We start from the raw sequence: 26,468 nt of genomic DNA, 5'->3' as shown, positions 1-26,468 counted from the left end.
GCGCTTTAAGTACTTTGTGCCAGTAATCGTGCCATTAAAAATTCTTCAACCCCGCCCAATAAGTGGCGAATGGTTTCTGGATTGTCTGGATCAATGCTGTCGCTGCGTAATTCGACAGGTAGGGCTTGTTTGAGTGGTTTTAATTCGGCGCGCAGTAAATCCAATTCGTTTTGATCCACCGGTAAGCGACGTAAAGTAGACATTAATTCGCCCAAAGGGCCACTATTAAAGTCTTCTAAAGGGGTCGGTGGTGTGCTTTGCAATAGGATTTTTTCTATCCACAAATGGCCTAAACCGCCGTCGGTGGCGGCGGCGCGGAGTTCGTTTAACCAGCGTTCGGGTTGACGGTGTAATTGAGTGTGTACGTCGCTGCTTCCGGTGAGAATTAAACGCACGGCCAAAGGGCGATCATGGGCTTGTTGTAATAGCTGTGCCATGCGGTCGCGGGTGTCTTGTATTAAATCTTCGGCTTGGCTAAACGGAGTAATATCGAGTTCACACACGTCCCAACGTAAAACATCTAGGGGACAATGTTTCAATTCGGTGACGTGATCGCGTACCGTGACCAATGTGCAGCCTTTTGCGCCCGCTTCGCGCACGTGACGACCTTGCACGTTGCCCGGAAAAACGATGTAAGGGGATTGGTGAACGATTTCTCGATGATGCACATGTCCTAATGCCCAGTAGTCGTAACCATGACTGAGCAGCCCTTTGACGCTGCATGGCGCGTAGGAAGCGTGGCCTTCTCGCCCTTCTAGTGAAGTGTGAAGTAGGCCGATGTTGTAATAACCGGTAATGGGTTTGGGATAATTCGCGCTTAAATCTTCACTCACCGCACGGGTAGGAAAACTTTGTCCATGCAGGGCAACTTTAAGGTTATCCAAACGGAAAGTTTCAGGGTGTTGTTGACTGAATTCACGGACATTATCGGGTAATTGTAATTGACGGGTCATGACATTTCCTGCATCGTGATTGCCATAGACAATAAAAACAGGAATGTGAGCGGCGCGCAATCGGGTCATTTGTTGGTGAAAAAATAGCCCCGTATTATAATCTTTCCAATCACCATCATATAAATCTCCAGCCAAAAGGACAAAATCAACGGCTTCTTGGCAAGCCAAATCAATCAAGTTGAGAAAAGCCCGCCGGGTCGCCGTCTGCATTTGTTCCAACGGCGCGCCTTCATAACGCGCTAATCCACACAATGGGCTGTCTAAGTGAATATCAGCGGCATGGATAAATTTCATGAGACATTACCTTTTTATTTTAATGACGCTTTGCTAAGACTATCTTATGTTTTGCTTTAATTCAATCACCAATCGCTTCATTTTTTCTGATTTTTAGTAAAAAAGAGTGATTTTTAGTCACAGGCTTTCGTTTAACGCTGAATGGAGGTTAAAAAATCATCGTGTCACGATAGAATAACCGCGCAATAATAATAAAAATAGTCTCTCGTTTTACTTCATATTTTTCTTTGGGATGGAATGGAATGATCAATAAATTGGTACGCGATCCGCGTTTGGATACGCTACGGGGTTTGATGTTGGTAATGATTACAATTAATCATTTAGGAAGTCCGTTATCGCTTTATACTTATCAACCGTTTGGTTTTTACAGTGCGGCCGAGGGATTTGTATTTTTATCGGGGTTGGTGGCTGGCTTGGTTTACAGTTATTATGCGCAATTGGGTCGTGGTTTTTTGTGGTCAAAAGCGTTTATTAGAGCCAGAGATATTTATTTAGTACATATTTTATTAGTGGCTTTATTATTAGTCTGTGTTTTGTTGATTCAAGATTGGTTGAGAGAGAAAGATTTGTTAGAACCTTTTTGGGGAGTTTTCGTTGAACAGCCACCTGAATTAACGTTTTTTTTATATGCGACTTTATTATTTCATTCTTCTTACTTAGACATTTTGCCGATGTATGCTTTATTTTTGCTGGCCATGCCATTGGTTATTGAAGCCTTGGTGAAAAAGCGATGGTTATGGGTGATGTCTGTCAGTGTAGGGCTTTGGATTGCGGTGCAGATGGGTTTGCGCAGTGAACAGGTGGTGGGGTGGTTATCGAATGATTTATTGTTATTAAAAACGTGGGGCTTTGAATTTTTAGCGTGGCAATTATTATTTGTCATGGGAATGGTGGCCGGGGCTTGGCGCGTGATTTATCCCGAACAATCGGCATTACCGCCGCGTTTTTGGTTATGGTTATTATGCGTGTTGATTTTCTTGTTTTTAGGTTTTGTTCATGCCAGTGGCAAATGGTTGCAACGGGCTGATGTTGAAATTTGGTTATTGCCGATTATTATTGATTGGCGCGATTGGGTATTGTCGCTTAATTTGCGTAGTTTAAGTCAAACTAAATTTATTACGCCGATTCGCTTATTAAACTTTTTGGTATTGGTTTATTTAATTGCCCGTTTAGGGTCGCGTTGCCCGCGGTGTTTAACCCAATCGTGGTTGGCGTGGTTAGGTCAACATTCGTTGTCGGTGTTTGCGTGGCACGTTATTATTGTCTTTGCCATGACTCCGTTGGGAATGGGCGTTGCGGCGTGGTCTAGGGGGCGTTTGGATTTGGCGTATGAGTGGCAGGTGGCTTTGACGCTGTTGGTTGTCGCCAGTTTAAGTTTACCGGCGTGGCTGCATGAACGTCACCAACAGCATCAAAAAAATAAGCGGGCAGCAAGTTTAGGCACGTTTTAACGGAATTGAACGAATCGGTATTTCCACCATCCCCACGTGAAACCAATCGGGACGGTGGAAAAATAAAAATTACGGCGTTACTGTAATGCTTTGAATAATATCATAAACTTGGTAGATATGATTGTAGTAATCCGCTTCTTTAACCACTTCTCCGACTTCTCCGCGAGTTAAGACTGCACCCAATATGGCGTAGTTTTCTCCCGTTTCTGGAAAATAATGAAACGCTTCCACCAAGTGAAAATGGCGTTGGTCGGAGTCCATAATTTGGAAGCGCGCCGTCAAATCCCAATAATCAACGAAATTCATGGGGGCAAAACTGACAGTGATGCGTTCTTCTTGCTTCTGTGCCAGTTTCAACGCAATAGGTAAGCCAAAAGCCACACTGGTCATGGTGGGATTTTCGTCATACTCTTCATCTCTAGCAGGCATATCGGTTTTAAGTGTCAGCACTAAACTCAATGGTTGTTGTCGATCCGAATGCAGTTTGATGTTCATGTTGTGTTCATCGCCGCCCTGCTCCACCAAAGTCCAACCTGAATCGGGATAAGAAAGGCTAAAATCGTTCCATTGGTAGTGTTTTTTCGGCTCTTCCTCTTCAACCGAATCAGAATCAGACTCCGTCGCGGATACCGAAGAAAAAGCCAGCAACACCCCTAATACTGTACCGAATGCGTATTTAAAAACCATATTTTTCTCCGTTAATGGGATAAATTTTACAAAACGGACATTCTGAAGATTTCTATTAAAACAATACAAAAAATAAGTCATTCATAAAATTTTTCTGTCAGAATCAGAATTTACAGAATTTTAGGATTTTCAGAATTAAAGAATAAAAAACCGATTGAAAATAAACGACTTGCAAGAGTCAATTTTGAAAATTCTTGTGTCTGTAAATTCTGATTCTGACAAAATAAGGATTCTATGAATCACATCTTTTTGGTAAATCAGAAAAAAAACAAGCTCTTAACGCGCTTTTCCTTGATTGGCTACCGCTTGCATCGCGGCGGCCACCGCCGCTTCATCACCCAAGTAATAATGGCGAATCGGTCGGCAATCCGCATCTAATTCGTACACCAAAGGCATGGCAGTAGGAATATTCAAGCCGACAATTTCCGTTTCTGACACATCATCTAAGTATTTGATTAGTGCGCGTAAACTATTTCCATGCGCCACCACCAATACCCGCTCACCGCGCTTGATCGCAGGCACAATGGTCTCGTGCCAATAAGGCAAAAAACGCGCCACGGTGTCTTTTAAACACTCGGTTAATGGTAATTCATCCGTGCTTAAATTGTGGTAGCGGCGATCTTGTGCGGGATGACGCGGATCATCGGCTGCCAAGGCCGGCGGCGGAATATCGTAACTGCGTCGCCAGATTTTTACTTGATCTTCACCATGTTGTGCGGCGGTTTCGGCTTTATTCAGCCCTTGTAATGCACCATAATGGCGTTCATTGAGTCGCCAATGACGATAAACCGGTATCCACATCAAATCCATTTCGTCCAGCGTCAACCACAAGGTGCGTATTGCACGCTTTAGCACTGAGGTGTAAGCGACATCAAAAGTAAATCCTTGTTGTTTCAACAATTCGCCGGCGGCTTTGGCTTCGGCCAGACCTTTTTCTGACAAATCCACATCCGTCCAACCTGTGAAGCGATTTTCCTTATTCCAGACGCTTTCGCCGTGTCTCAGTAAAACAATTTTATACATCACATCAATTCCTTTATGTTTGGCAAATGGGCTATTGTAACCGAAAGGCTAAAAATCGCCCACCCAGCGCATCATGCCCATTTCATGCCGATGACTCAATAAGGCATGATGCGGGAAAAATCGCACCCGTCCTGTCAAATTGCCACACCACGCAGGCTTAATACTCAAACGATAAATCACTTGTTTATCATTGGGTTGGGTTGTCATTGGGAGAAAACGATAGGTTTGCGTCTGCGCAGGCGTGGGCGAATCAGACAACATGATTTCGGGATGGTGTACCGTTTGCGTCAGCAGCAATTCCACATAAATCATATCCGCCGATAATCCATTTAATTGCGCTGTCACTTCTAATTCTAATAAATCGCCATAATGAAGGGGATTTTTAGGTAAATTTAACAACTTCACTTGCACTCCCGGCCAGGCTTCTCTGACTTGGCGTTTCCATTGGGCTAATTCGTCAGCGGCTTGCAAACTATTCGCAAAAAAAGCGCGTCCTTTCTCACTGGCAGGTTGATAAAATTTCTCCACATAATCATTTAAAAAACGCACGCTATTAAAACGCGGCAATATCGTGGTCATTGAGGCAATTGCTCTACGAATCCATTGCGGTGAATAACCATATTGATTGCGTTGATAATAAAGTGGAATCACATCATCTTGTAAAATTTCATATAAGCTGCGGGCATCATCTTGATCTCGACGACTGGGTTCTTGTGAAAACGGTGAGGGCTTGATTCCCCAACCATTTTGTCCATCGTATCCTTCAGCCCACCAACCATCTAATACGCTTAAATTAAGCGTACCATTAATGGCTGCTTTCATGCCTGATGTGCCGCTGGCTTCCATTGGATAAACAGGATTATTTAACCACACATCTACCCCATATAATAAGCGTCGTGCCACCGCTAAATCATAGCCTTGTAATAATAAAACTTTGCCGACAAATTCAGGTTCGTCAGATAATTGATGAATGCTTTTTAATAAGGCTTGGCCGGGTTGATCCGCCGGATGTGCTTTACCCATAAAAATAAACACCACAGGACGTTCTTCATCACTCAACAATTCTCGCAACCAGCTCAGATCATTAAACAATAAAGCAGCTCGTTTATAAGTGGCAAAACGACGCGCAAAACCAATAGTTAAGATATTAGGATTATCGGGATCAATATATTTTAACTTGCGCTGTAAATGAGATTGGCTTAATTGCTGATGACAATATTGGGATAATAAAGCCGCACGAATCACTTTAAGCATTTGTGATTTAATGGATTGCTTGGTGTTCCAAAATACTTTTTCTGGAACTTGATTGGCTAATTGTTGCCATAATGATTGTTGACATAATTGATCGCGCCAATTTCCGCCCAATAATTCATCAAATAAATTGCTCCATTCTTGCGCTAAGAAAGTGGAAACATGAACCGCATTGGTGACATAATCAACAGGGTTTTCTTGTGGCGGAATCTCTGGCCAAAATGCGGTACAAATCTCTGAAGACACTTGTCCGTGAATGCGACTGACTCCATTCACGTGCCGAGTGCCATTAATTGCCAAAGCGGTCATATTAAAATCAGGACTGCCATCGTGACCATGTCCCAATGCTAAAAAAGATTCAGGCGTACGCCCTAATTGTTGCGCGAAATGACCGAGATAATGCAACACTAATTCTTGTGGAAAATGATCATGACCCGCTGGTACAGGCGTATGGGTGGTAAACACCGCGCTGGCAGCCACCGCTTCCAATGCGGTTTCATAGCGATAACCTTGCTCCACATATTCGCGCAAACGTTCTAAAATTAAAAACGCCGCATGTCCTTCGTTCAAATGCCACACGCTAGGCGTTAATTGCAAACGGCGTAATAAACGCACCCCCCCAATACCTAACACAATTTCTTGTTTAATTCGGGTGTGTAAATCGCCGCCGTAAAGTTGATAAGTAATTTCTCGATCTTCGGGGGAATTGCCCGCAACATCGGTATCTAATAAATATAAGTGAATGCGACCCACTTTTACGCGCCATGCTTTTACCTGAACAGAGCGATTTGCAATTTCTACTGCAATGAATAATGGCTCATTATTTTCGTCTAATACGGGATGAATCGGCACATGATCAATATCAATTGCATTATGACGCGCAATTTGATTGCCTTCGCGGTCAATCAATTGAGTAAAATAACCCTGATGATAAAACAATCCCACCGCAACAAATGGCAAACGTAAATCACTGGCCGTTTTGCAATGATCTCCTGCTAAAATACCCAAGCCGCCCGAATAAACCGGCAAACTTTCATGCAACCCATATTCTGCGCAGAAATAAGCAATTAAATCATCGGATTTTAAAGAATGGGTAGGAGGAGAATGGGGAGCAGGCGCGGCATGATACGCATCATAACTGGCTAAAACATGTTGTAATTCTGAAAGATATACGGGATCATCAGTGGCCGCATGTTGCAATTTATCCTGTGCCACACAGCGCAAAAATAAACGCGGTTTATGTCCAATTTGCGTCCATAAATCGGGATCAATGCGTTCAAATAGCGATCTGGCGCGTCGATTCCAACCATACCACAGATCATTAGCCAATTCTTCTAAGCGTTGCAATTCGGCGGGAATAACAGGAATCACCGCCAGATTAAATAACAAATCAGACATTATATTTCTCTCTCATCCTAATCAATGGGTAAAAATGCAATCATTATAAGAAACAAAACGAGTTTTGACCAAAAAGTTTTAGGCTGAATAATAATTAATTATTTTTATGGTTTTTTGGTGGTTTTTAGAGCGAACAAATAGACCAAACACAAAAAAGCCCAACACTCAGATAAATCGAATGTTGGGCTTTTATTTTGGTTGATGTTTCATTTTTAAATCTTTGCGTTAAAGCGGTAATAAGTCTTAATTGTTCTAACCATTTTCAGACACACCCCCTCGCGCCGACAACAACGGAAAACGAGCGGCATAAAGTTGAATCCACTCTTGTGCGGCTTCGTCGCTGCTGAGATCGCGTCCCAGCTCATGCTGTTTGGCGCGATAGGCTTCGATGCGACAAATCTGCTCCACCATGCGCACCCTGAAAATATCATCTTGATCTAAAAATATCACTCCCATTTCAAATCCACACGCCCGCGGCCGACACCACGTCACCTGCGCTTGAATTTCAAAAGGAGATTCGATCAATAAAATACGTAAGCCGACAAAATAACCCGGCGGATACGCGATGGAACTGCGAAACGCCAAACCGCCTAAACTCACGTTATAGACCTGTTGCCGTTGTCGCTGCAATTCACAACCGTCCAGTGGCCACACTTCAATACCAATCTGTGAGGCGTGCCGAAAATATCGCCGCTTTTCCACCCAAGCATTCTCCATAGCAGAAGGAGCTGAATCTGGATCAGGAAAGGAAGAAGTCGCCACCACATTGAGTCACGTTAATAGACTACTGCGACTCACCACTTCCCCATTTTTACGGTACTCTAAACGAATAAAACCACTAAACACGCTAGAAATCACCTCCACGCGATTATTATCTATAATCGCCACACAAGGTACGCCAATAATGCGTCTGGCGCGGATTTCTAAGTTTTTCAGTGTTGTTTCGACAGACATAATCGAAAAGCCTCCTTTGCATGAAAAGAATTCAGAGATCAGAACAGTCAATCGATAAGCCGGGTTTTGTATCCCCTTGCGGGGTGGCAACCATTCCTCTGGGAATAACGTCACCGTTATCCTCTAGCAACCTACCCGGAAACCCATGCGGGCCGCATGTGCGTTGAAGCGTGTTTCCCTATTTGGTCTTGCTTCGGATGGGGTTTACCCTGCCACTTTTGTTGCCAAAAGCGCGGTGCGCTCTTACCGCACCATTTCACCCTTACCTGTTTGTGCTGTTTTTAGACACATTAGGCGGTATATTTTCTGTGGCACTTTCCGTAGGCTCGCGCCTCCTAGGCGTTACCTAGCATCCTGCCCTGCGAAGCCCGGACTTTCCTCTATTTTAGAAAAAAAACAGCGATTGCCTAATCGACTGTTCTGATCGTCCAGAGTTTAGTCATAAATGAGAGGATAATGCAAGAAAATTAACGCGCTAAAAATAAACGCGCCAAGCCTTCTTGCATGGCCAACCCCAGTTTTTCTTTTAAACTGCGTTTTTGTGCGTAATGCACTTGATAAATATCCGCGGTTTTACTGGCCGCCAAGAGATAATCATCACTGGTGGTAATGTCATCAATTAAATTCAAGTTTTTCGCCTGCGTACCATACCAATATTCACCAGTAGCCACTTGTTCAATATTTAACGTGGGACGATGGTCTAAAATAAATTGTTTAAATAATTGGTGCGTATCTTCTAAATCAGCTTGCATTTTAACCCGCGCTTTATCCGTATTTTCACCAAAAACGGTTAAAGTGCGTTTATATTCGCCGGCGGATAATTGCTCAAAATCAATATCATGTTTCTTTAACAAACGGTGAAAATTAGGCAATTGTGCCAATACGCCAATAGAACCAATAATTGCAAACGGTGCCGCAATTAATTTATCCGCTAAACACGCCATTAAATAACCCCCACTGGCCGCAACTTTATCCACCACAATGGTCAAAGGAATGTCTTTGTCTTTTATCCGTTTTAATTGCGAAGCGGCCAAACCATAGGTATGGACTAAACCCCCACCGCTGTCTAATTTAACCACCACTTCATCGCCCCGCGCTTTATCGGCCACCATTAAAATGGCCGTGATCTCTTGGCGCAATGATTCCACTGCCGAAGCCCGAATGTCACCATGAAAATCTAACACGAATAAATGTCGCCGTGGTGCTTTATCTTCTTTCGCTTGTTTTTTTGCGTCGCGTTGTCGGTTTTTCAATTCCTGCTTATCGTAAATCGCCTCTTCCAATTGGCTGCGATAATTCTTAAAACGCTCACTGAGTGAAGTAATTTTTAACTCGCCTTGTTCTTCTTCACTGCTCTGTTGACGCGCCGCCATGGCCATCACAATAATCACCACAATCGCTAAAACAATCGTTAATGTTTTGGCGAAAAATAAACCATAATCAAATAAAAATTCCCACATAATCTGTCCTTAGTCTAAACCCAGAATTAAACCACTATCACCGTTTATAATGAGGGCAAAACCCGACAAAAAAAGGCTTTCAAATAAGCCGTTTCAGGAATCGCAGGATGAATGGGATGATCTGGCCCTTGATGCCCCTGTTCTAACAATTGAACGTGACGATCCACATGACGACCCATAGCACGAATTAAATCCAATAAAGTCTCCGCCGGCAAATGCAACGAACAAGATGCCGACACCAATAAACCATCCCGCTTCAACAAGGTCATGGCCAACTGATTAATACGCCGATAAGCGGCTTCTCCGGCCTGTTGATCTTTGCGTCGTTTAATAAAAGCGGGGGGGTCTAAAATGACCACATCGAATTTATCTTGATTTTGCTTAAAATTTTTCAAGGCCTCAAACACATCTTCTTGCAAAGTATGCACGCGATCAGCAACGCCATTAAGCTGTGCATTCAAGGGGATATGATCTAAAGCGTGTTGCGAACTGTCCACACACCACACCTCACTGGCACCGGCCACCGCCGCTTGCACACCCCAACCACCGACATAACTAAAAAGGTCTAACACCCGCAAACCCCGCACATAACTTTGTAAGCGCGCTCGGTTTAAACGGTGATCGTAAAACCACCCCGTTTTTTGTCCGTCTAAAATTGGCACACGAAAGCGCGTACTGTTCTCAACCAAAATCGGCTCCGGCGGCAACGTCCCACTAACCACCTCAACATAAGGCGTTAAATCTTCCATCGAACGCACGGAACTGTCATTGCGCAATACAATAGCGGCGGGCTTTAACAATTTTTCCAAAGCGGCAATGACATCGTCTTTCAAACGCTCCATACCGGCCGTGCCTAACTGTACCACACAAATCGTATCGTAACGATCCACCACCAAACCGGGTAAACCATCACTTTCGCCATAAATTAAGCGATAACACGGTTGAGTAAACAAGCGTTGTCGTACGGATAAAGCAATATTCATGCGATGCGCAATTAACCCACGATCCAAAAGCACATCGGGTTCACGAGTAAATAAACGCGCACAAATCAACGAAGCCGCATTGACATACGCACTACCCAATGGTTTCTCATCATGACCAAAAACAGTCACTTGTTGACCGGCTTCGAATTGGCGTAAGGGAGATTTATCCACATTGACTTCGTTGCTATAAATCCAGAGATGCCCAGCGCGCAAGCGACGGTCTGCATTTTTTTTTAAAAATAAGGGTGGCAAAGACATGACAATCCTTTTGGCTTACTGCAATAAAATTGGGAAATTAAAGAGAATAAAAATGGATATTAGCTATTCTGTCACCATTCCCAATCGCCGCGCAATTTCTAACGTTAATTCGGCTTGATTTAGCGTATAAAAATGCAATCCCGGTGCGCCATTTTGTAACAAACGACGACACAAATCAGTCACCACATCCAAACCATAAGCCCGCAAACTGGCGCGGTCATGTTCTAATTCGCCCAATCGCCAACGCAACCACCGCGGAATTTCCGCCCCACACATGTCTGAGAAACGCACCAATTGCGTAAAATTATTAATCGGCATAATCCCCGGCACAATCGGAATCGTGACACCACGCTGTTGACAGGCTTCAATAAAACGATAATAGGCTTCATCATTATAAAAATATTGCGTAATAGCCGCATTCGCACCAGCCGCGACTTTATCCACAAAAGCGTCTAAATCCGCACTGGCGGTGCGCGATTCGGGATGACATTCGGGATAGGCAGCCACTTCAATATGAAAATAATCGCCCGTACATTCTCGAATAAATTGGACTAATTCATTGGCATAATTAAAATCACCAATGCGTCCCATCATGCCCGACGGGCGATCTCCACGTAACGCCACAATACGGCTAATATTCTGCGTTTGATAAGCTTTTAATAATGCGCTAATTGCCGTTTTAGAACTACCAATACAAGACAAATGAGGCGCGGCATGAACCCCACAACGATTCTGTATATCCACCACGGTTTCATACGTTTTTTCTTGGGTAGAGCCTCCCGCGCCAAAAGTCACGGAATAATAACTGGGATTAAGAACTTTTAATTGTTCTTGTACCTGTTTTAATTGGCTGTCACCTTCGGCAGTTCTAGGAGGAAAAAACTCACAGCTTAACGCGCTTGTTTTCATATTCATCATGACTCTTATTTTAATAGCAAATAAAATAGGTTTTAAAAAAATAACTCTAACAAACCTCACGACTTCGTCGGATATGAATGTCAAACCACGTCGATTCACACCAGCACTGCGCCAATGGTCATTGCTGAATCGGCGATATTAAATGCAGGTCGATCATTATAGCAGGCTTATTTCTCCACCACAGACAATTATCGCCTGATGTTTGAATTGAGATTTTTAAGAAAGTGGGATTTTAAGAAAGTTTTGGCTTTATTGGCGTAAGGTAAAGCTGGATTAAATGTGGGTGGCGATTTGGGTTTCTTGTCCTATAAATGGGATAGGGGTAAAGTGCCTTGTAAAAACGCATTAACGGTATTCACGATAGGCTGCCACCGTTTTACGGTGCTGATCAAATCCGCTTCTTTATTTAAAGGCACATTATCGCCATCTTGCAACTGCAAACGTAATTGCGCTAAGGCCTGATCAGCGTGTTCTAATTCTTCTGTTTCTTGATGCGTTATTAACACAGGAGAAAGGCTTACAATAGAAGATAAAGATACACTATATTTAATCCCACGACGCAATCCCCACCAATAACGATATTTCACTTGATATAAGCCTAATTCTCGGTCAAAAATAAGCCAATTCAAATCATTCCATTTCAGCAGCGCAATTAAAAAACTAGATAATAACAATAATCCCAAAATTATCAACGGATAACCCGCTAAAGTGCGCGTCATAATTTGACCATAGCCAATCAATTCTAATTCCAAACGCAAATAATGTGGCGTGGCTAAAAATTGGGTGATTTTTTGCGCATGACGTTCGGCCTCGCGTCGATCTGTAAAACCTACGTCCGCAGTGACAGCATGGCTAAATTGAAATTGCAGAATAATCGGCTCTTGTGGACGTTCGCTGACCAACAGAACCACTTGATTTAAATAGCCTTTAACCTCTTTCGTGGCCGCTTTCGTTCCAAAATCAAACAACGGCGCAGGCGGTAATAAGCGACACAACGCCGCTGCCCCCGCTTCCACCCGCTGACACCACACCCGCTCACCATGATTATGCTGCAAACTGCCCAAACCTATTTGAAAACATAACCAACCCAATACCAAACCAAAACCAAAAGTAAATACCCATGATTTAGGATGTTTGACTTGAATCACTAATTGTTTTTCATCATTTTTTACAATATCCATTAAACCTTCTCTTTCCAAAAAAAGAATCCCATTCTCGCATATAACCAAGGGTATTGCGTTACCATTTTTTTAACCTGCATTAAACGATACCCAAATAAAGCCATTGCAATAATAACTGCGGTATCAATTAAATAACCTAAAACAGAAAGCAATTCATCACCAAATAAAGCATAAATAATAAAACGCTCAAATGCCCCCAATAAGCAAGCATACCAAACCACCAGCCAAAAAGACTGCCATTGGCTGGCCACTGCTTGACCAATGGCAAAACCTATTGCGCCAAAAATGCCCACAGAAACAATCCAAAAGACCCAAATCGAATCGCCAAACATTACACACCTCCTTCTAAATAAGCGGCTCGCACTTCGGGACTGGCTAATAATTCTTTTCCCGTGCCGGTTAAAGTAATTTTTCCATTCACCATGACATAAGCACGATGGGCTAAATGTAAAGCATGATGTGCATTTTGTTCCACCAAAAATATAGTGACATTTTCCTGCTCATTAATATCTTTAATCACTTGGAAAATTTGCTTCACAATTAACGGTGCCAATCCCAACGAAGGCTCATCTAATAATAATAAACGCGGCCGACTCATTAAGGCTCTACCAATCGCCAGCATTTGCTGTTCTCCGCCCGACATCGTGCCGCCGCGCTGATGGCGACGCTCACGCAAACGCGGAAATAAATGAAAAATGCGGGCTAAATCTTCATTAAAATAACGTTCATCTCGACAGCCTAATTGCAGATTTTCTAACACCGTCATACGCGGAAAAATTCGCCGTCCTTCGGGAGAATGTGCAATGCGACGACGCATGATCTCATGGGTCGATAAATGGGTAATATTTTCCCCATCAAAATAAATCGATCCCGATCTCGCCACGGGATCGCCACAAATGGTCATTAATAAAGTTGATTTGCCTGCGCCATTCGCGCCAATTAAAGTGACAATTTCACCTTCATTAATCACCACATTAACGCCATGTAAAGCGTGAATATTACCGTAATAAGTGTGAACTTGATCCACTTGTAATAAAGTCATTATTTCTCCCTATTTTCTTATCCCCGCAATCCACGAAAAACAGCTTTTTTATTCGGATTACGTTGCTTGGCTTTCTGGTGTTTACTCAGTGTTGGTGTATTATCGCTAGGTTGAATTAACGCAGATAGAGTACGAATAGTGGGATATTTGAATACATCCACAGGTGATAGCGTGTAATTCAATTGTTGCGCAATCTGTTCACACATGGGCAGAATTAACAGCGAATGCCCGCCTAAATCAAAAAAGTTGTCATTCACCCCGACCTGTTTAACGTGTAACAAGTCCTGCCAAATCGCCACCAATTGCTGTTCCACTGAATTACTCGCAGCCAAAAAAGCCACCGCAGATTGCGTTTGAATTTGCGTGGGAATGGGTAAAGCGGCGCGATCCACTTTACCATTACTGGTCAAAGGCAATTCTGGCAATTGAATGAACATCGCAGGCATTTCATGCGCAGGTAATTGTTGCGATAAAGTATGCCGTAATGTCAGCTCATCTAATACCGCGCCTTTCTTTAAAGCATAATAAGCAATTAAACGCACATCTTGCGCCGAAAAACGATGCGCAATGACCGCTGCTTCTCGCACTTGAGCGTGTTGGGCTAAAACCGTTTCAATTTCGCCTAATTCAACTCGAAATCCGCGCACTTTGACTTGATTATCAATACGCCCTAGATATTCTAAAATACCATCGGCACGATAGCGCGCTAAATCACCTGTTTTATATAAACGAGATGACGAATTGGCATTAAATGGATCGGGAATAAATCGCTCCGCCGTCAATTCAGGGCGTTGATGATAACCGCGAGCCACGCCGTCGCCTCCAATGTATAATTCTCCCATGACTCCAATTGGCACAGGGCGCAAAGTGGCATCTAAAACATACAGTTGCGTGTTGGCAATCGGGCGACCAATCGGCACTTGGCCTTGTGTGGGCGTGTCTGCATCCACTTGATAAACACAACAACCCACTACCGTTTCTGTGGGGCCATACTCGTTAATTAAACGAATATTCGGCGCGAATTCTCGCCAAATGGCCACTTGTTTTGTCGTTAAGGCTTCTCCCCCTAAAATTACATAACGACATTGCTGTTGTAAAGTCTCCGTATTTAATAATGGATTCAGCAATTCTAAATGAGCAGGAGTGAGTTTAATTAAACTTAAATGAGAACTGCTGTTTAACAAGGCTAATAAATCAGTGGTGACGACTTCCGCTTCATGTTGTTTTTCGGGTAATAAAAACAAGGGTTTTCCTGCTAAAGAAGCAGCAAATAAACTGGTAATAGTCGCATCAAAACTCATTGACGCATGAACAGGAACGCCAGACCCTTGTGCGACTTCATAAGCCTGTACTGCCCATGTTAAGTAATTCACCAAACCGCGATGCTCGATCATCGTGCCTTTAGGTTTACCTGTTGAACCTGATGTGTATATCAAATAAGCCAAATTTTGCGCAGTGGCAGCACTTATTGGATTACTTTTTGCCATCTCCGCCCATTGTGGCGCGTCTCGATCCACACACACGACCGTTGCTTGTGTATTCGGCAACTGCGGCAATAAAGCCGTTTCTGTCAATAAAACAGACACTTGCGCGTCGTCTAACATAAACGCCAACCGCGCCGCAGGATAACTGGGGTCTAAGGGTAAATAAGCCCCACCCGCTTTTAAAATCGCCCATAAACTGACAATTAACGCAGGTTGACGGGTCAAACAAACGCCAACAATAGTGTCAGGTTTAACGCCTTTATTTTGCAAATAATGGGCTAATTGATTCACCTGTTGATTCAACTCTGCAAAGGTCAATGTTTTATCTTGAAATTGCAAAGCCATTGCCTGATCCATTTGCGTGGCTTTTTCCGTCAATAAATCGGCTATTGTTTGGTTGCGCGGATAAGGCTGTGCGGTTTGATTCCATTGCACTAACAATTGCTGACGTTGCTCAGGCGTTAATAACGATAATTCATAAACCGATTGCGTGGGATGATTCATTAATTCAGCCAATAAAGTCACATAATGTCCCGCCCAACGTTGCACTGTTTCTGCGGTTAAAATATCGCTGTCATAATCGCATTCCAAAACGGCTGCCGTGCCAATATCGGTTAAATTAAACGTCAAATCAAACGGCGTAAAAGCCACCGATTGCGGCAACCATTCTGCACGTAAATTAACCATTTCTGGCAACACACCGGGTTGATCCAAATTAAATACCGTCGCAATTAAGGGAGCTGTACCGTGATCTTTTTGTTGTCGCCATTGCTTCAACAATTGCGCATAAGGATAATCTTGATGTTGATAGCCACTTAACAATTGCCGACGGGTAGCAATTAAGAATTCATTAAAAGGCTGATTTAGCGATTCAATTTGGCTTTTAATTGGCAATAAATGGGTGCAATATCCCACCATTAATTCAGACCCTTTTAAGCCACGTCCTAATGTTGGAATTCCGATCAACAATTCTTGTTGTCCTGTTAAACGATGCAATAATAAACAATACGCAGCCACATAAATCATAAAAGGCGTGCAATGTTGTTTTTGCGCGAATTCAGGGACTTTTCTCAGCAAATCTAAAGATAAATCTAAACGCACCCGGCCACCGCGATAACTTTTTATCACAGGGCGGGTAAAATCAGTCGGTAATTGCAGCACAGGCACGGTGTGATGTGACCATTGTGTGAGCCAATAATTTTCGTGTGCCAACCATGTCGCCGTTTGCAATTGTTCAAGTTGCCAATGAACATAATGTTTAAAAGGCATCACAGTGGAAAATGGGCTTAATTGTCCGCGCATTGTTGCGTTATAAGCGGAGATAATATCTTGTGCAATGAGATTAATCGAATAACCATCAACCACAATATGATGCGCATTTAATGCCAAGCGATAATGTTCTGCATCCAATTGCACTAAAGTTGCACGGAATAATGGCGGTTTAGTCAAATCAAAAGGCGTGCTTAATTCTTGTTGTAACCATGTGGTAAAAGTCGATTCAGAACCCCGACAATCGATCAACGGCACGTCTAAAACCACTTCAGATACAATGACTTGGTGTTCCGCATAAATCGCTGTGCGTAAGGCTTCATGCCGTGCCACCACGTCATTAATCGCTTGACGCAAGGCCGATACATCTAATTGACCTGTTAATTGCAACATAATGCGAATGTGATAAGCCAGTGAGCCTTCGGGATTAATTTTTGCCAAAGTCCACAATTGTTTTTGCGCTTCGGTTAAAGGCTGATCGGCTTGATTGTCACTTGCTTTTAAAACAGCAATGGGAGAAGGAATGGGCGTGGTTTTTCCTGTTTTTTCAGGAATAAATCCGCCTGCCCGCAATTCTAATAAACTTTCTTTTACCGCTTGAATAATTTTTTCTACATCTTCATCCGTATGGGCAGTGGATAAAAAGCAATTACGCCATTCCCAAACAAACACCCCTTTTAACATTAAATGATAGAATAAAAATTCTAAATTTCCCGTAAAAGAAAAACTGAATAACGAAGCGAAATAAACCACTTTTAACGGCATTTCTTCTGCGCTAAAGAAAGCGTTTAATGTCTCGGCTAAATAGCGCGTGCGTTCATTGACCGCATTTTGTAAGGCAACACCTTGATTTTTCAAATGTTTTAAAGTGGCCAAAGTGGTGGCCATGGCTAAAGGATGTTGGCAAAAAGTACCACCAAATACAGTACGCTCTGCTTGGGGGTAAGAATTGTCGCCGTAGTTCCAAAAACCACCATCAATGCCGTCCATGTACTTCGCACGCCCTGCCACTACACCCACAGGTAATCCACCACCCAACACTTTGCCATACGTGGCTAAATCAGCACGAATACCAAACCATGCTTGTGCGCCGCCGGGGTGAGCGCGGAATCCCGTCACCATTTCATCAAAAATCAGCAATGCGCCCGCTTCTTCGGTCAAACGGCGACAGGTTTGTAAAAATGCTTTAGGCTGTAAATCAGGACGGCGGCTTTGTACAGGTTCTACAATAATCGCGGCGCATTCATGAATATGACGACGAATGTAATCTAATGAAGACTCCTCTCCATAAGGCAACAAAAGCGTATCTTGTACTGCACCAACTGGAATACCTGACGCAATCGGCAACGTATGCAGTTGATCGCCGTCCCATTGCGCCTTGCCCAAACTAAAATCAGAGTGGCCATGATAGGCGTTTTCAAACATAATGATTTTATTACGTTTTGTTGCAGCGCGTGCCAAACGAATCGCCGCCATTACCGCTTCCGTGCCTGAATTTGTAAACGCCACCCGCTCCAATCCCGTCAATTCACAGATCAAAGCGGCCGCTTCACATGTTTCTAGTATTCTCGGTGGCCCCGGTAAGGCGTGCGTTTGGGCTTCGGCCAGAGCCTGTAAGATAAAATCGGGCTGATGACCAAATAAATTCACCCCTTGCCCCATTGTAATATCAATGTATTCGTTGCCATCGATGTCCCAAATCCGTGAACCTTTTGCAGTTTTTCCCACAATTTGGTATAACATTTCTTTGGTGGTGAAGCGAAAACCAACCGTAGCACGACTATCCGCTAATACCGCACGATAGCGTTGGGTCAACTGTTTTGAGGTTTTAGTTTTTTCGGTAAAGCGTTGAATTAACTGCTCTAAATGGGTCTGTTGGGTAGGCGTTAAGCCACGCGCCCGAATTTCTAAAGGCGACAATAAATGTTGTGGTGAAGTATTCGATTTGACCGTGGCTGTATTTTCCGTAACACTTTTGACCGGCGCAGGAGAAGAAGTGGGCGCAACCGCCGATGCCACATTCTGCCCGATTACGGGCGCGTTGAATACAGCATGATCCACGTTAGTAACACCTTGACCGCGTAAAAAATCCAATTGTTGCGCGATAACCTGTTGTAAGGTTTGGGTGGCAATGTGTAATTGTTGTTGAAAAATATGTTCTAATTCAGACGATGAGGTATTGAAAACAGGTGGCGGTGTCGTATTTGTATTTGGCAGCGGCACCGTGGTGGGCGCAGCAGGTGCAGGGTTTTGTGTCACAGAAGGCGCGGGTTCTGGCGTATTTAATGACGGGCTGTGTTCTGTAATGTATTGCGCTAGGGCTTCGATATGGGTCAATTCTTCAAAAAATTGATTGATGGCAATATTCACACCAAAACGATTTTCCACATGACGCTGCACCTCCATTAAAACAAGGGAATTTGCCCCCATTTCTAAGAAAGGCACATGTAAACTTTGTTCTACTGGCATCGCGGGCAATGCGTCCGACATCATGGCAAGCAAGGTGTCAATGACTGTTTTTTGTTGGGGAGTCATCATATAAGCTCTTGAAATGAAATAAAGTTAAAAGGATTAGCGACAATTTTTAAAAAAAATTACGATGAAAATCACAAAATAATTCTAAGTCAACGGTTTTTCTGTCGTACTTGCAAAACAACCGCATAATGTCATAAACTGCTTTACTGATTTTACTCAATTTACCGAATATCGTAGAAAATGCAACGACTATTTTTTACTTAACTGACTGGTGTTGAGTCATACATAAAAATAACTCCGTTATTTATTTTTAATGCTTTGTTTTTTAAAGAAATAGTTAAGTGAGACACTATGGATCAAAAAATTTTATTAACTTATGCCAGTCGCGGTGGTTCTACACAAGGGGTTGCCCATGCGATTGGTGCAGAATTGGTGAAACAGGGTCTAACATTAGACATTCGTTATCTATTAGATGTCAAAGACATTAAGCCTTATGATGTGGTGATTATTGGCGCACCCATTCGTATGGGACATTGGTTATCAGAGGCGCAACAATTTTTAACCGTGCATCAAAATGTGTTAAAAAACAAAAAAGTAGCCTTATTTGTGGTGTGCATGACTTTACATGAAGATACGCCAGAAAATCGGGCTAAAGTATTGGGAATGATGCAGCCAACATTAGCCTTAGTGGACTCAATAGATACAGGTTTATTTGCGGGTGCAATGCGCCCTACTAAATTAAAGTTTTTTTGGCGATTATTAGCTAGAATAACTCATGTTCCTGAAGGCGATTTTCGAGATTACGAAATTATCCGCGCTTGGGCGCGGGGATTAGCCTCGAAATTAATGCCTCCTACTCACCTTTAATTCAAGTGGAAATAAAACAATGTTACGTTGGCTGGATGATGTACCTTGGTTTTTTATTATGATTGCGTGTTTAACATTGGGGTTAGCTCCTTTTGTGCCAGAACCGCATTTAGTAGAGAAAGTGCGGATGTTGTTTCAAGGAACATTGCACCGTCTTATCGATATTTTTGATTTATTAATGCACGCTTCCCCTTTTATTTTAGCCATCATGAAAGGGATAAGAACGCAGCAAATTAAGGCGAATAATAATATTTCTAATTCGGATATGAAAGAGTAGATTTTTTGCTAAAATGCGTGCTAAACTCATTATTATTTTTTTGCGTTTCTTGTCTTATTTGTCGTTAAAACAACAACACCGCATCGCCATTATTACCAGTTATTTATTGATGGCTTTTTCTCATATACGTATGGTGCAAACCAGTCGAGTCAATATTGCGCATTGTTTTCCGCATTATACAGCGAAACAACAAGCGCAATTATTGCGTGAAAGTGTGCAAGAAACGGCTAAAACGGTATTTGAATTATCGGCATTATGGTTGTGGTCACGCGAGCGCATTATGGCTTTAGCAACGGCTTCTCAGCAACATTATTTAGATGATGCCGTAAAACGAGGGCGAGGTGTGATTTTATTAACGCCGCATTTAGGGGCTTGGGAAATGGCGGGATTATATGCGTCTTTACATTATCCAATCACCAGTCTTTATCGTCCACCACGTTTGTCTGATTTAGATTTTTTTATAAAAAATGCCCGCGAACGATTAGGCGCAACATTAGTTCCTACAGATAGGCAAGGTATTAAGGCGTTATTTGCGGCTTTAAAACGCGGAGAAGTGGTTGGCATTTTACCCGATCAAGTGCCAAATGAAGCGGGAACAGGGGTGTTTGCGCCGTTTTTCGCCCGCCCTGCTTATACCATGACGCTAGTGGCGCGATTGGCACGCAAAACGGGCGCACCCGTGATTTTTACCTTTGCCGAACGGTTATCTTTATCCACTGAAAACACGGCACATTTTCGCGTGCATTTTCTTCCTGCTCCTATGGGAATTGATGCTGAAGATTTAATTGAAGCAGCCACTGCATTAAATCAGGGCATTATGCAATGTATCGCTATCAATACTGCACAATATCAGTGGAGTTATAAGCGTTTTAAAAAAGTTCCTGATGGACAAATTTCACCTTATTCTTAAAAGAAATTATTTTTTATAAGGAAATATAATTTTTGAACGCGCTAAAAGATTGGACAACATGGTTTAAGAAAATGCCTTTATTTGCAGCCAATAAACCTGCTTATTGGATTTCTCCTACAGAAATGCAATTAAAGCATTGGGGCAGCAGTGAATGGATTGAATATCAAGCCTGGTTATTTCATCATAGTTTTTTAACCCTTAATGAATGGCAACAATTGCGCGATCAGGTGATGACATGGAAAGAACCGTTATTTTTTTCTTTAGTCACTCCCGTTTATAATACTGATCCTTTATGGTTAAAAGAATGTGCAGATTCAGTGCGCACGCAAATTTATCCTTATTGGCAATGGTGTCTGGTTGATGACGGCAGTTCACGCGAAGAAACTCGCGCTTATTTGGCGCAATTGGCGCGTATTGATCCGCGTATTGAAGTTTATTATTTACCGCACAATCAAGGCATTTGTGCGGCAACTAATTTTGCATTAAATCAAGTAAAAAATAGTTATGTGGCTTTTTTAGATCATGATGATCGTTTAGCCCCTGAAGCGTTATTTTGTATGGCAAATATTTTACGCCAAAATGATTCTATTGATATTCTTTATAGTGATCGGGATAGTTTGTCGTTAAATAACACTCGTTTTCTGCATTTATGTAAGCCTGATTGGTCGCCAGAAACTTTGTTATCAGGAAATTATTTATTTCATCTTTTGGTGTATCGACGTAGTTTATTAGAGGAATTAGGTGGATTACGAATAGAAGCGGAGGGGTCTCAGGATTACGATTTAATTTTGCGTGCCGCAGAAAAAAATCCTAAAATTCATCATGTTAGCCGAATTTTATACCACTGGCGACAACATCCCGAATCGATTGCTTTGGATCATAATGCTAAAGAATACGTTTATCAAGCCGGGCTGACTGCCTTACAAAGCAGTTTACAACGTCGGGGTATTGCGGCTACGGTCTATGAAAATACAGATTTATGTCGGGGGAATTACCGAGTTTGCTTGCCTGCACCAGAAAAAAATACATGGCGGACAGTGGAATTAGACCTCAGTGGTGATTTAGTAGAACAATATCGCCAAGCATGGGCGCAAGCCGATGAAAAGATTGATTTTTTATTGTTTATCACGCAGGGTTTGGATGACTTTGAACCCGCGCAAGCGGAGGAATTATTATCTTGGTTGTTGATGCCGCAAGTGGGATTGGTTACAGGACAAGTGATTGATAATCAAAAAAATTTTAAACATGCAGGTTTGGTTCTGCGTGCCAATCGGCCGCCGTTGTCGCTTTATTACGATCATCCGTATACGCAATCTGGTTACATGGGGGCGACGGCGATTATTCGTAATGTTAGTGTGCCACATCCTTGGATTTGTGCCATGTCGCGGGTGTTGTGGCAGGCCTTAGGGGGGATTCGGGCGGATTATCACAGCGGCTTTGGGGTGCTGGATTTGGCTTTGCGGGCGCAACAACAGGGTTGGCGCACTGTTTACACACCGTTTGCGTCCTTTGTTGCACCGATGTGGCCGGATTCGGTATTGCTTTGGGATATGACTGAAATGAGTACATTTAATCATTATTGGTATGACTTTTTGAATCACGGCGATCCTTATTATAACCGTTATCTCACTTTAGATTTAGTGGATATGGGCTTAGATTTATCATTGCCTCCCTATTTTAATTCGCCTATTTTGAATCGTTTTTTATGAAACCTATTTCATCTCTGGTTTTAACCCGTGCTTTTACTTTATTAGAATTATTAATTGCCATAACATTATCGGTCATGGTGATGATGACATTAGCGATGGGCATGTATATAGTCACGCAAGATTGGCAGCGAACGGGAGATCGTTTAGAAAGCAGTTTAGATGACTCTTTAATTATTCTTCAATTAGAACGCGCTTTAGAATCTGCATTTCCCCATACTTATTTGGAACGAGAAAAAAATGTACGTATTGTTTTTTTTGAAGGCAATAAAGAACAATTAAGCTGGGTGTCTACTGTTTCTCCCGGACAAGGCAATGAATTGAGTGTGTGGAATATTAAGCCCGGTAAGAAAAATGAAGGATTAATTCTAACCGTTTTGCCCGCATTAGCAGGAAATCCCACTGAACGCTTAGAAAAAGCGGAAGGAATTGAAATATTATCTGATTATGAAGTGCGCTTTAGTTATATTTATTTTCAAGATAGTTTGGGTGAAATTGAAACAAAATGGGCAGATGATTGGTCAATATTAGAATGGGATAATGAGCGTGGTCAAGCGCGTTTGCCTGCGGGTGTGCGCGTGTTGTTTGAACACCGTGAAGAATCAGAACGTTCTGTTGAAATTATTGCCCCGATTTGGGTTAATGAACCGATTACTCAATTTTAATGACTCTATTATTCTTAGTTTTATGAGGTGTAGAATGATTAGCGTAATTTTAAAAGCGATTTTGATATTCTTCATTTATTTAATAATAGGGGCAATCATAGGAAGCTATGGAGATAAAAAAGAATTAATGCCAATAGCAGTATTAATAACTTTTTTTGGAATGATACATGCGATAGTATATATCACAAACAAGATATATAGAAAGTACATTTTCCCCAGAGAAGTAGAAAGTTTATTAGTAAAAATAGAAGGATTAAATAACAAGTTGTTTATTCTCGAAAGAGAAAACGTGGAATTAAGAGAAAAAAACAAAAAATTAATAAATCATCAAAAAGGTATTTTAAAGTTGAAAACAAATTTTGGAAGATGCAGGTTACAACTGACTTTGTTGAAAGAAGAAAATCAACAATTAAGGGCAGAAAATAATAAACAAGTGGAAAAATATAAGTCGTTAATTGATCGCATTTCTCGAGATAGAAATAGACAAGCACTTGCACAAAGAATGGCAAACCAAAAGAGAAAGGGAGAGAATTGAAATAACGTAAAGATTGCAAATTGTTGCGATAGGAATTGTGAAGAACAAAAGAATAACGGTTAAACAGAATCAACAAAAAGTTGCAAATAGAGATTTTTAAAATTGGTCTTTACCGTTTGTCCTAACTTTTTTCATCAGAAAAACACAACAAATAAAATATCATATAATGAACGAATTAAACAAAGCTTATCAAGCCGCTTTATATTATTTATCGCGTCGGGAATATTCTGCTTATGAATTGCGCCAACGTTTATTACAAAAAGAATTTGCAGAACGTGTCATTAATGAGGCTTTGCTTAAATTAGAACAGGATAATTATTTAAATCCAGCACGTTTTGTAGAAAGTTTAATTTACAATAAAATGCAGCGCGGTTATGGCCCTTTGCGCATTCAACAAGAATTGCGGCAACATCAGATTGATTCTGAGTTATTATTACAATCCGAACGCTGGCAAAATGCCGATTGGTTTGAATTAGCGCGAGAAGTGCGACAACGGCGATTTGGTTTAACCGCAATTCATGATTTAAAACAGAAAGCGAAACAAGCACGATTTTTATATGCGCGAGGTTTTTCTCAAGATCAAATTAAATATGCTTTATCAGAAACCATAGACTGAAATAAATGAGGAGAATTCAATATGACTCAAGCAGCCATTAAAAATCCACATTATGAGAAAATTGGCGGAGAAGAAGGTGTGCGGCAATTGGTGGAATTATTTTATGAAAAAATGGACACTTTGCCCGAAGTGCGCACCATTCGCAATATGCACGCTCAAGATTTAACCGGAGCAAAGCGCAAATTATTCCGTTTTTTATCGGGATGGTTGGGCGGCCCTGCGCTGTATACGCCACACGGTCAGCCACCGCGTTTGGGACAAAAACACGCGCCTTTTCCCATTGGTCACGCGGAGCGGGATCAGTGGTTATTGTGTATGCAATTGGCAATGGCAGAATTGCAATTAGAGCCTTCTTTACAACAAGAATTAATGGCTTCTTTTACTCGTTTAGCCACTTCTTTAATGAATCATCAGCATACTCATGCGGGTAAAAGATTAAATGAACAAGTGGTGTTATTAGAATATCCTTTTAAGTCTTGATTATTTCCCCTTTTAGGAGCAGATATAATGTCGGAACAGCGACCAAAAATATGGTTATTAGGTGCTTCTTTTGAAACGCCTAATATGGGTGTCAGTGCGTTGGCTGAGGCGAGTTTAAAATGTTTAATTCACCATTGGCCAAATGCCCACATTATGCTGCGTTCTTTTCATACCGATACCACGCAAACGATCACGATAGATGGTAAAACCATTACGCTGCATTATCGGGAAATGTGGTTTGGTCGTAATGTGTTAAAACCGCAAAATATTTATTTGTTACTTTTCTACGCGCTTATCGTTAAAATAATTCCACCATTACGCGGCTATTTAATGGCTAAAAATCGCTATTTTCAAGAATTAATGGAAATCGATATTGTCGCTGATATTACTGGTGGAGACAGTTTTAGTGATATTTATGGGTTAAAGCGGCTTTTTTACGGCTCAATGACTAAGTTTTTAGGCATTTTATGTGCTAAGAAATTTGTCATGTTACCTCAAACTTATGGCCCTTTTAAAGGACGAATCGCCCGCTTTATGGCACGTCGCATTTTAAATAACAGTGATGCCATTTATGCCAGAGATAAAACAGGCGCGGAATATGTGCGCGGAATTCTTGGAGAAAAAAATAAAGCTCTGGTGCAATTTGTGCCTGATGTCGCTTTTGTGTTAGATGCAGAATCTCCGCAAAGTGAGATTTTAACTCACATTGAGAAACACCGAGACAATGGACAGGTGATTATTGGATTAAATGTCAGTGGTTTACTTTATAATAGACATTATCAAGCGGAGCAGCATTTTGGTTTAAATACGACTTATGCAACTTTAATGGTACGTTTAATTGAAACTTTATTGGCTCAAGCTAATACAGTACTTATTCTTGTACCTCATGTCTTTGATGTTAAAGGACATTTTGAAAGTGATCCCGATGCGTGCGAGGATTTATATCAGCGAATGCACGCGAATTATTCTGATCGTTTGTTTGTAGTAACAGATACGTTAAATCATCGTCAAGTTAAATATGTAATTGGGCAATGTGATTTCTTTTTAGGATCACGAATGCACGCTTGCATCGCAGCTTTATCACAAGGCATTCCTGCGGTGGGTTTGGCGTATAGTGGTAAATTTCATGGCGTGTTTGATTCGGTGGGCGCGGCCAACAATGTGATTGATTTAAGAAAAGTAGATGAAGCGGCGTTATTATCTGCGGTGCAGCACAGTTATCAAACACGAGAAGAAGTAGCCCATACTTTAAAACAAACTGTTCCCGCTGTAAAACATCAATTAATGCACTTATTCCAGCATTTTACCCTTTAAAATGAACCGCAATTTTT

23 protein-coding genes and 1 other RNA gene are annotated in these 26,468 nt (G+C 41.9%); 10 read left to right on the top strand and 14 right to left on the bottom strand.

The features are described from left to right. Nucleotides 1-5: 5 nt before the first annotated feature. Nucleotides 6-1,247: a metallophosphoesterase family protein gene (locus tag TPSD3_RS07385; RefSeq protein WP_086487931.1), complete on the bottom strand. Its 1,242-nt coding sequence runs from the start codon at nt 1,245-1,247 to the stop codon at nt 6-8. Nucleotides 1,248-1,489: 242 nt separating this feature from the next. Here TPSD3_RS07385 and opgC point away from each other — a divergent pair, with 242 nt between their 5' ends. Further along, nucleotides 1,490-2,698 (top strand): OpgC domain-containing protein, encoded by a 1,209-nt coding sequence (opgC, locus tag TPSD3_RS07380; protein WP_086487930.1) that lies wholly within the window; start codon nt 1,490-1,492, stop codon nt 2,696-2,698. 69 nt (nt 2,699-2,767) lie between these two features. Here opgC and TPSD3_RS07375 read toward each other — a convergent pair whose 3' ends face one another. The 13 genes from TPSD3_RS07375 to TPSD3_RS07315 all read right to left on the bottom strand — a co-directional run bounded on the left by TPSD3_RS07375 (nt 2,768) and on the right by TPSD3_RS07315 (nt 19,144). After that, nucleotides 2,768-3,385, bottom strand: coding sequence for a hypothetical protein (locus TPSD3_RS07375; RefSeq protein WP_086487929.1), 618 nt, complete (start codon nt 3,383-3,385; stop codon nt 2,768-2,770). A gap of 276 nt (nt 3,386-3,661) precedes the next feature. Beyond that, nucleotides 3,662-4,408, bottom strand: a complete 747-nt coding sequence (gpmA, locus tag TPSD3_RS07370; RefSeq protein ID WP_086487928.1) for a 2,3-diphosphoglycerate-dependent phosphoglycerate mutase — start codon at nt 4,406-4,408, stop codon at nt 3,662-3,664. A 48-nt stretch (nt 4,409-4,456) separates the two neighbouring features. Then, a complete protein-coding gene (gene glgP, locus TPSD3_RS07365) occupies nt 4,457-7,057 on the bottom strand; it encodes an alpha-glucan family phosphorylase (RefSeq protein WP_086487927.1) in 2,601 nt (866 codons plus the stop codon). Nucleotides 7,058-7,309: 252 nt separating this feature from the next. Next, on the bottom strand, nt 7,310-7,759 hold the full coding sequence (locus TPSD3_RS07360; protein ID WP_176329772.1) for a PilZ domain-containing protein: 450 nt from the start codon (nt 7,757-7,759) through the stop codon (nt 7,310-7,312). A gap of 69 nt (nt 7,760-7,828) precedes the next feature. Beyond that, complete coding sequence (locus tag TPSD3_RS07355) at nt 7,829-8,011, bottom strand: hypothetical protein (protein ID WP_086487925.1); 183 nt, start codon at nt 8,009-8,011, stop codon at nt 7,829-7,831. A 39-nt stretch (nt 8,012-8,050) separates the two neighbouring features. Continuing rightward, nucleotides 8,051-8,430, bottom strand: an RNA gene (rnpB, locus tag TPSD3_RS07350) — RNase P RNA component class A. A 48-nt stretch (nt 8,431-8,478) separates the two neighbouring features. Further along, on the bottom strand, nt 8,479-9,471 hold the full coding sequence (sohB, locus tag TPSD3_RS07345; protein WP_176329771.1) for a protease SohB: 993 nt from the start codon (nt 9,469-9,471) through the stop codon (nt 8,479-8,481). A 44-nt stretch (nt 9,472-9,515) separates the two neighbouring features. Continuing rightward, entirely contained in the window at nt 9,516-10,712 is a 1,197-nt protein-coding gene (locus TPSD3_RS07340) for a class I SAM-dependent rRNA methyltransferase (protein WP_086487923.1), read from the bottom strand. A gap of 63 nt (nt 10,713-10,775) precedes the next feature. Next, nucleotides 10,776-11,627, bottom strand: a complete 852-nt coding sequence (metF, locus tag TPSD3_RS07335; RefSeq protein ID WP_217884431.1) for a methylenetetrahydrofolate reductase [NAD(P)H] — start codon at nt 11,625-11,627, stop codon at nt 10,776-10,778. A 308-nt stretch (nt 11,628-11,935) separates the two neighbouring features. Continuing rightward, nucleotides 11,936-12,811, bottom strand: coding sequence for a hypothetical protein (locus TPSD3_RS07330; protein WP_086487921.1), 876 nt, complete (start codon nt 12,809-12,811; stop codon nt 11,936-11,938). Further along, on the bottom strand, nt 12,811-13,143 hold the full coding sequence (locus TPSD3_RS07325; protein ID WP_086487920.1) for a DUF6867 family protein: 333 nt from the start codon (nt 13,141-13,143) through the stop codon (nt 12,811-12,813). The genes TPSD3_RS07330 and TPSD3_RS07325 overlap by 1 nt, the downstream gene beginning before the upstream one ends. Beyond that, complete coding sequence (locus TPSD3_RS07320) at nt 13,143-13,853, bottom strand: ABC transporter ATP-binding protein (protein ID WP_086487919.1); 711 nt, start codon at nt 13,851-13,853, stop codon at nt 13,143-13,145. Before TPSD3_RS07320 ends, TPSD3_RS07325 begins: the two co-directional genes overlap by 1 nt. A gap of 17 nt (nt 13,854-13,870) precedes the next feature. Next, nucleotides 13,871-19,144 carry a non-ribosomal peptide synthetase gene (locus tag TPSD3_RS07315; RefSeq protein ID WP_086487918.1) on the bottom strand — a complete coding sequence of 1,758 codons (5,274 nt, stop codon included), beginning with the start codon at nt 19,142-19,144 and terminating at the stop codon, nt 13,871-13,873. Between the two features lie 288 nt (nt 19,145-19,432). Here TPSD3_RS07315 and TPSD3_RS07310 point away from each other — a divergent pair, with 288 nt between their 5' ends. The 9 genes from TPSD3_RS07310 (at nt 19,433) to TPSD3_RS07270 (ending at nt 26,451) form a co-directional block, all read left to right on the top strand. Beyond that, nucleotides 19,433-19,948, top strand: coding sequence for a flavodoxin domain-containing protein (locus tag TPSD3_RS07310; RefSeq protein WP_086487917.1), 516 nt, complete (start codon nt 19,433-19,435; stop codon nt 19,946-19,948). Between the two features lie 19 nt (nt 19,949-19,967). Beyond that, entirely contained in the window at nt 19,968-20,225 is a 258-nt protein-coding gene (locus TPSD3_RS07305) for a hypothetical protein (RefSeq protein WP_086487916.1), read from the top strand. Nucleotides 20,226-20,238: 13 nt separating this feature from the next. Beyond that, nucleotides 20,239-21,135, top strand: a complete 897-nt coding sequence (locus TPSD3_RS07300) for a lysophospholipid acyltransferase family protein (RefSeq protein WP_086487915.1) — start codon at nt 20,239-20,241, stop codon at nt 21,133-21,135. A 32-nt stretch (nt 21,136-21,167) separates the two neighbouring features. Then, nucleotides 21,168-22,844 carry a glycosyltransferase gene (locus TPSD3_RS07295; protein WP_086487914.1) on the top strand — a complete coding sequence of 559 codons (1,677 nt, stop codon included), beginning with the start codon at nt 21,168-21,170 and terminating at the stop codon, nt 22,842-22,844. Next, the gene (locus tag TPSD3_RS07290) at nt 22,841-23,506 is read left to right on the top strand and encodes a PulJ/GspJ family protein (protein WP_086487913.1); all 666 of its coding nucleotides are present in this window, start codon (nt 22,841-22,843) and stop codon (nt 23,504-23,506) included. Before TPSD3_RS07295 ends, TPSD3_RS07290 begins: the two co-directional genes overlap by 4 nt. 34 nt (nt 23,507-23,540) lie before the next feature. After that, entirely contained in the window at nt 23,541-24,041 is a 501-nt protein-coding gene (locus tag TPSD3_RS07285; RefSeq protein ID WP_086487912.1) for a hypothetical protein, read from the top strand. Nucleotides 24,042-24,207: 166 nt separating this feature from the next. After that, on the top strand, nt 24,208-24,657 hold the full coding sequence (locus TPSD3_RS07280) for a regulatory protein RecX (RefSeq protein ID WP_086487911.1): 450 nt from the start codon (nt 24,208-24,210) through the stop codon (nt 24,655-24,657). A gap of 21 nt (nt 24,658-24,678) precedes the next feature. Then, complete coding sequence (locus TPSD3_RS07275; protein WP_086487910.1) at nt 24,679-25,137, top strand: group II truncated hemoglobin; 459 nt, start codon at nt 24,679-24,681, stop codon at nt 25,135-25,137. Nucleotides 25,138-25,164: 27 nt separating this feature from the next. Continuing rightward, nucleotides 25,165-26,451 carry a polysaccharide pyruvyl transferase family protein gene (locus TPSD3_RS07270; RefSeq protein WP_086487909.1) on the top strand — a complete coding sequence of 429 codons (1,287 nt, stop codon included), beginning with the start codon at nt 25,165-25,167 and terminating at the stop codon, nt 26,449-26,451. Nucleotides 26,452-26,468 lie beyond the last annotated feature (17 nt).

This window comes from Thioflexithrix psekupsensis (assembly GCF_002149925.1).
In the GTDB taxonomy this organism is placed as follows: domain Bacteria; phylum Pseudomonadota; class Gammaproteobacteria; order Beggiatoales; family Beggiatoaceae; genus Thioflexithrix; species Thioflexithrix psekupsensis.
The sequence above is the reverse complement of the archived record's forward strand: the minus strand, read 5'-3'. Positions and strand labels throughout refer to the sequence as shown.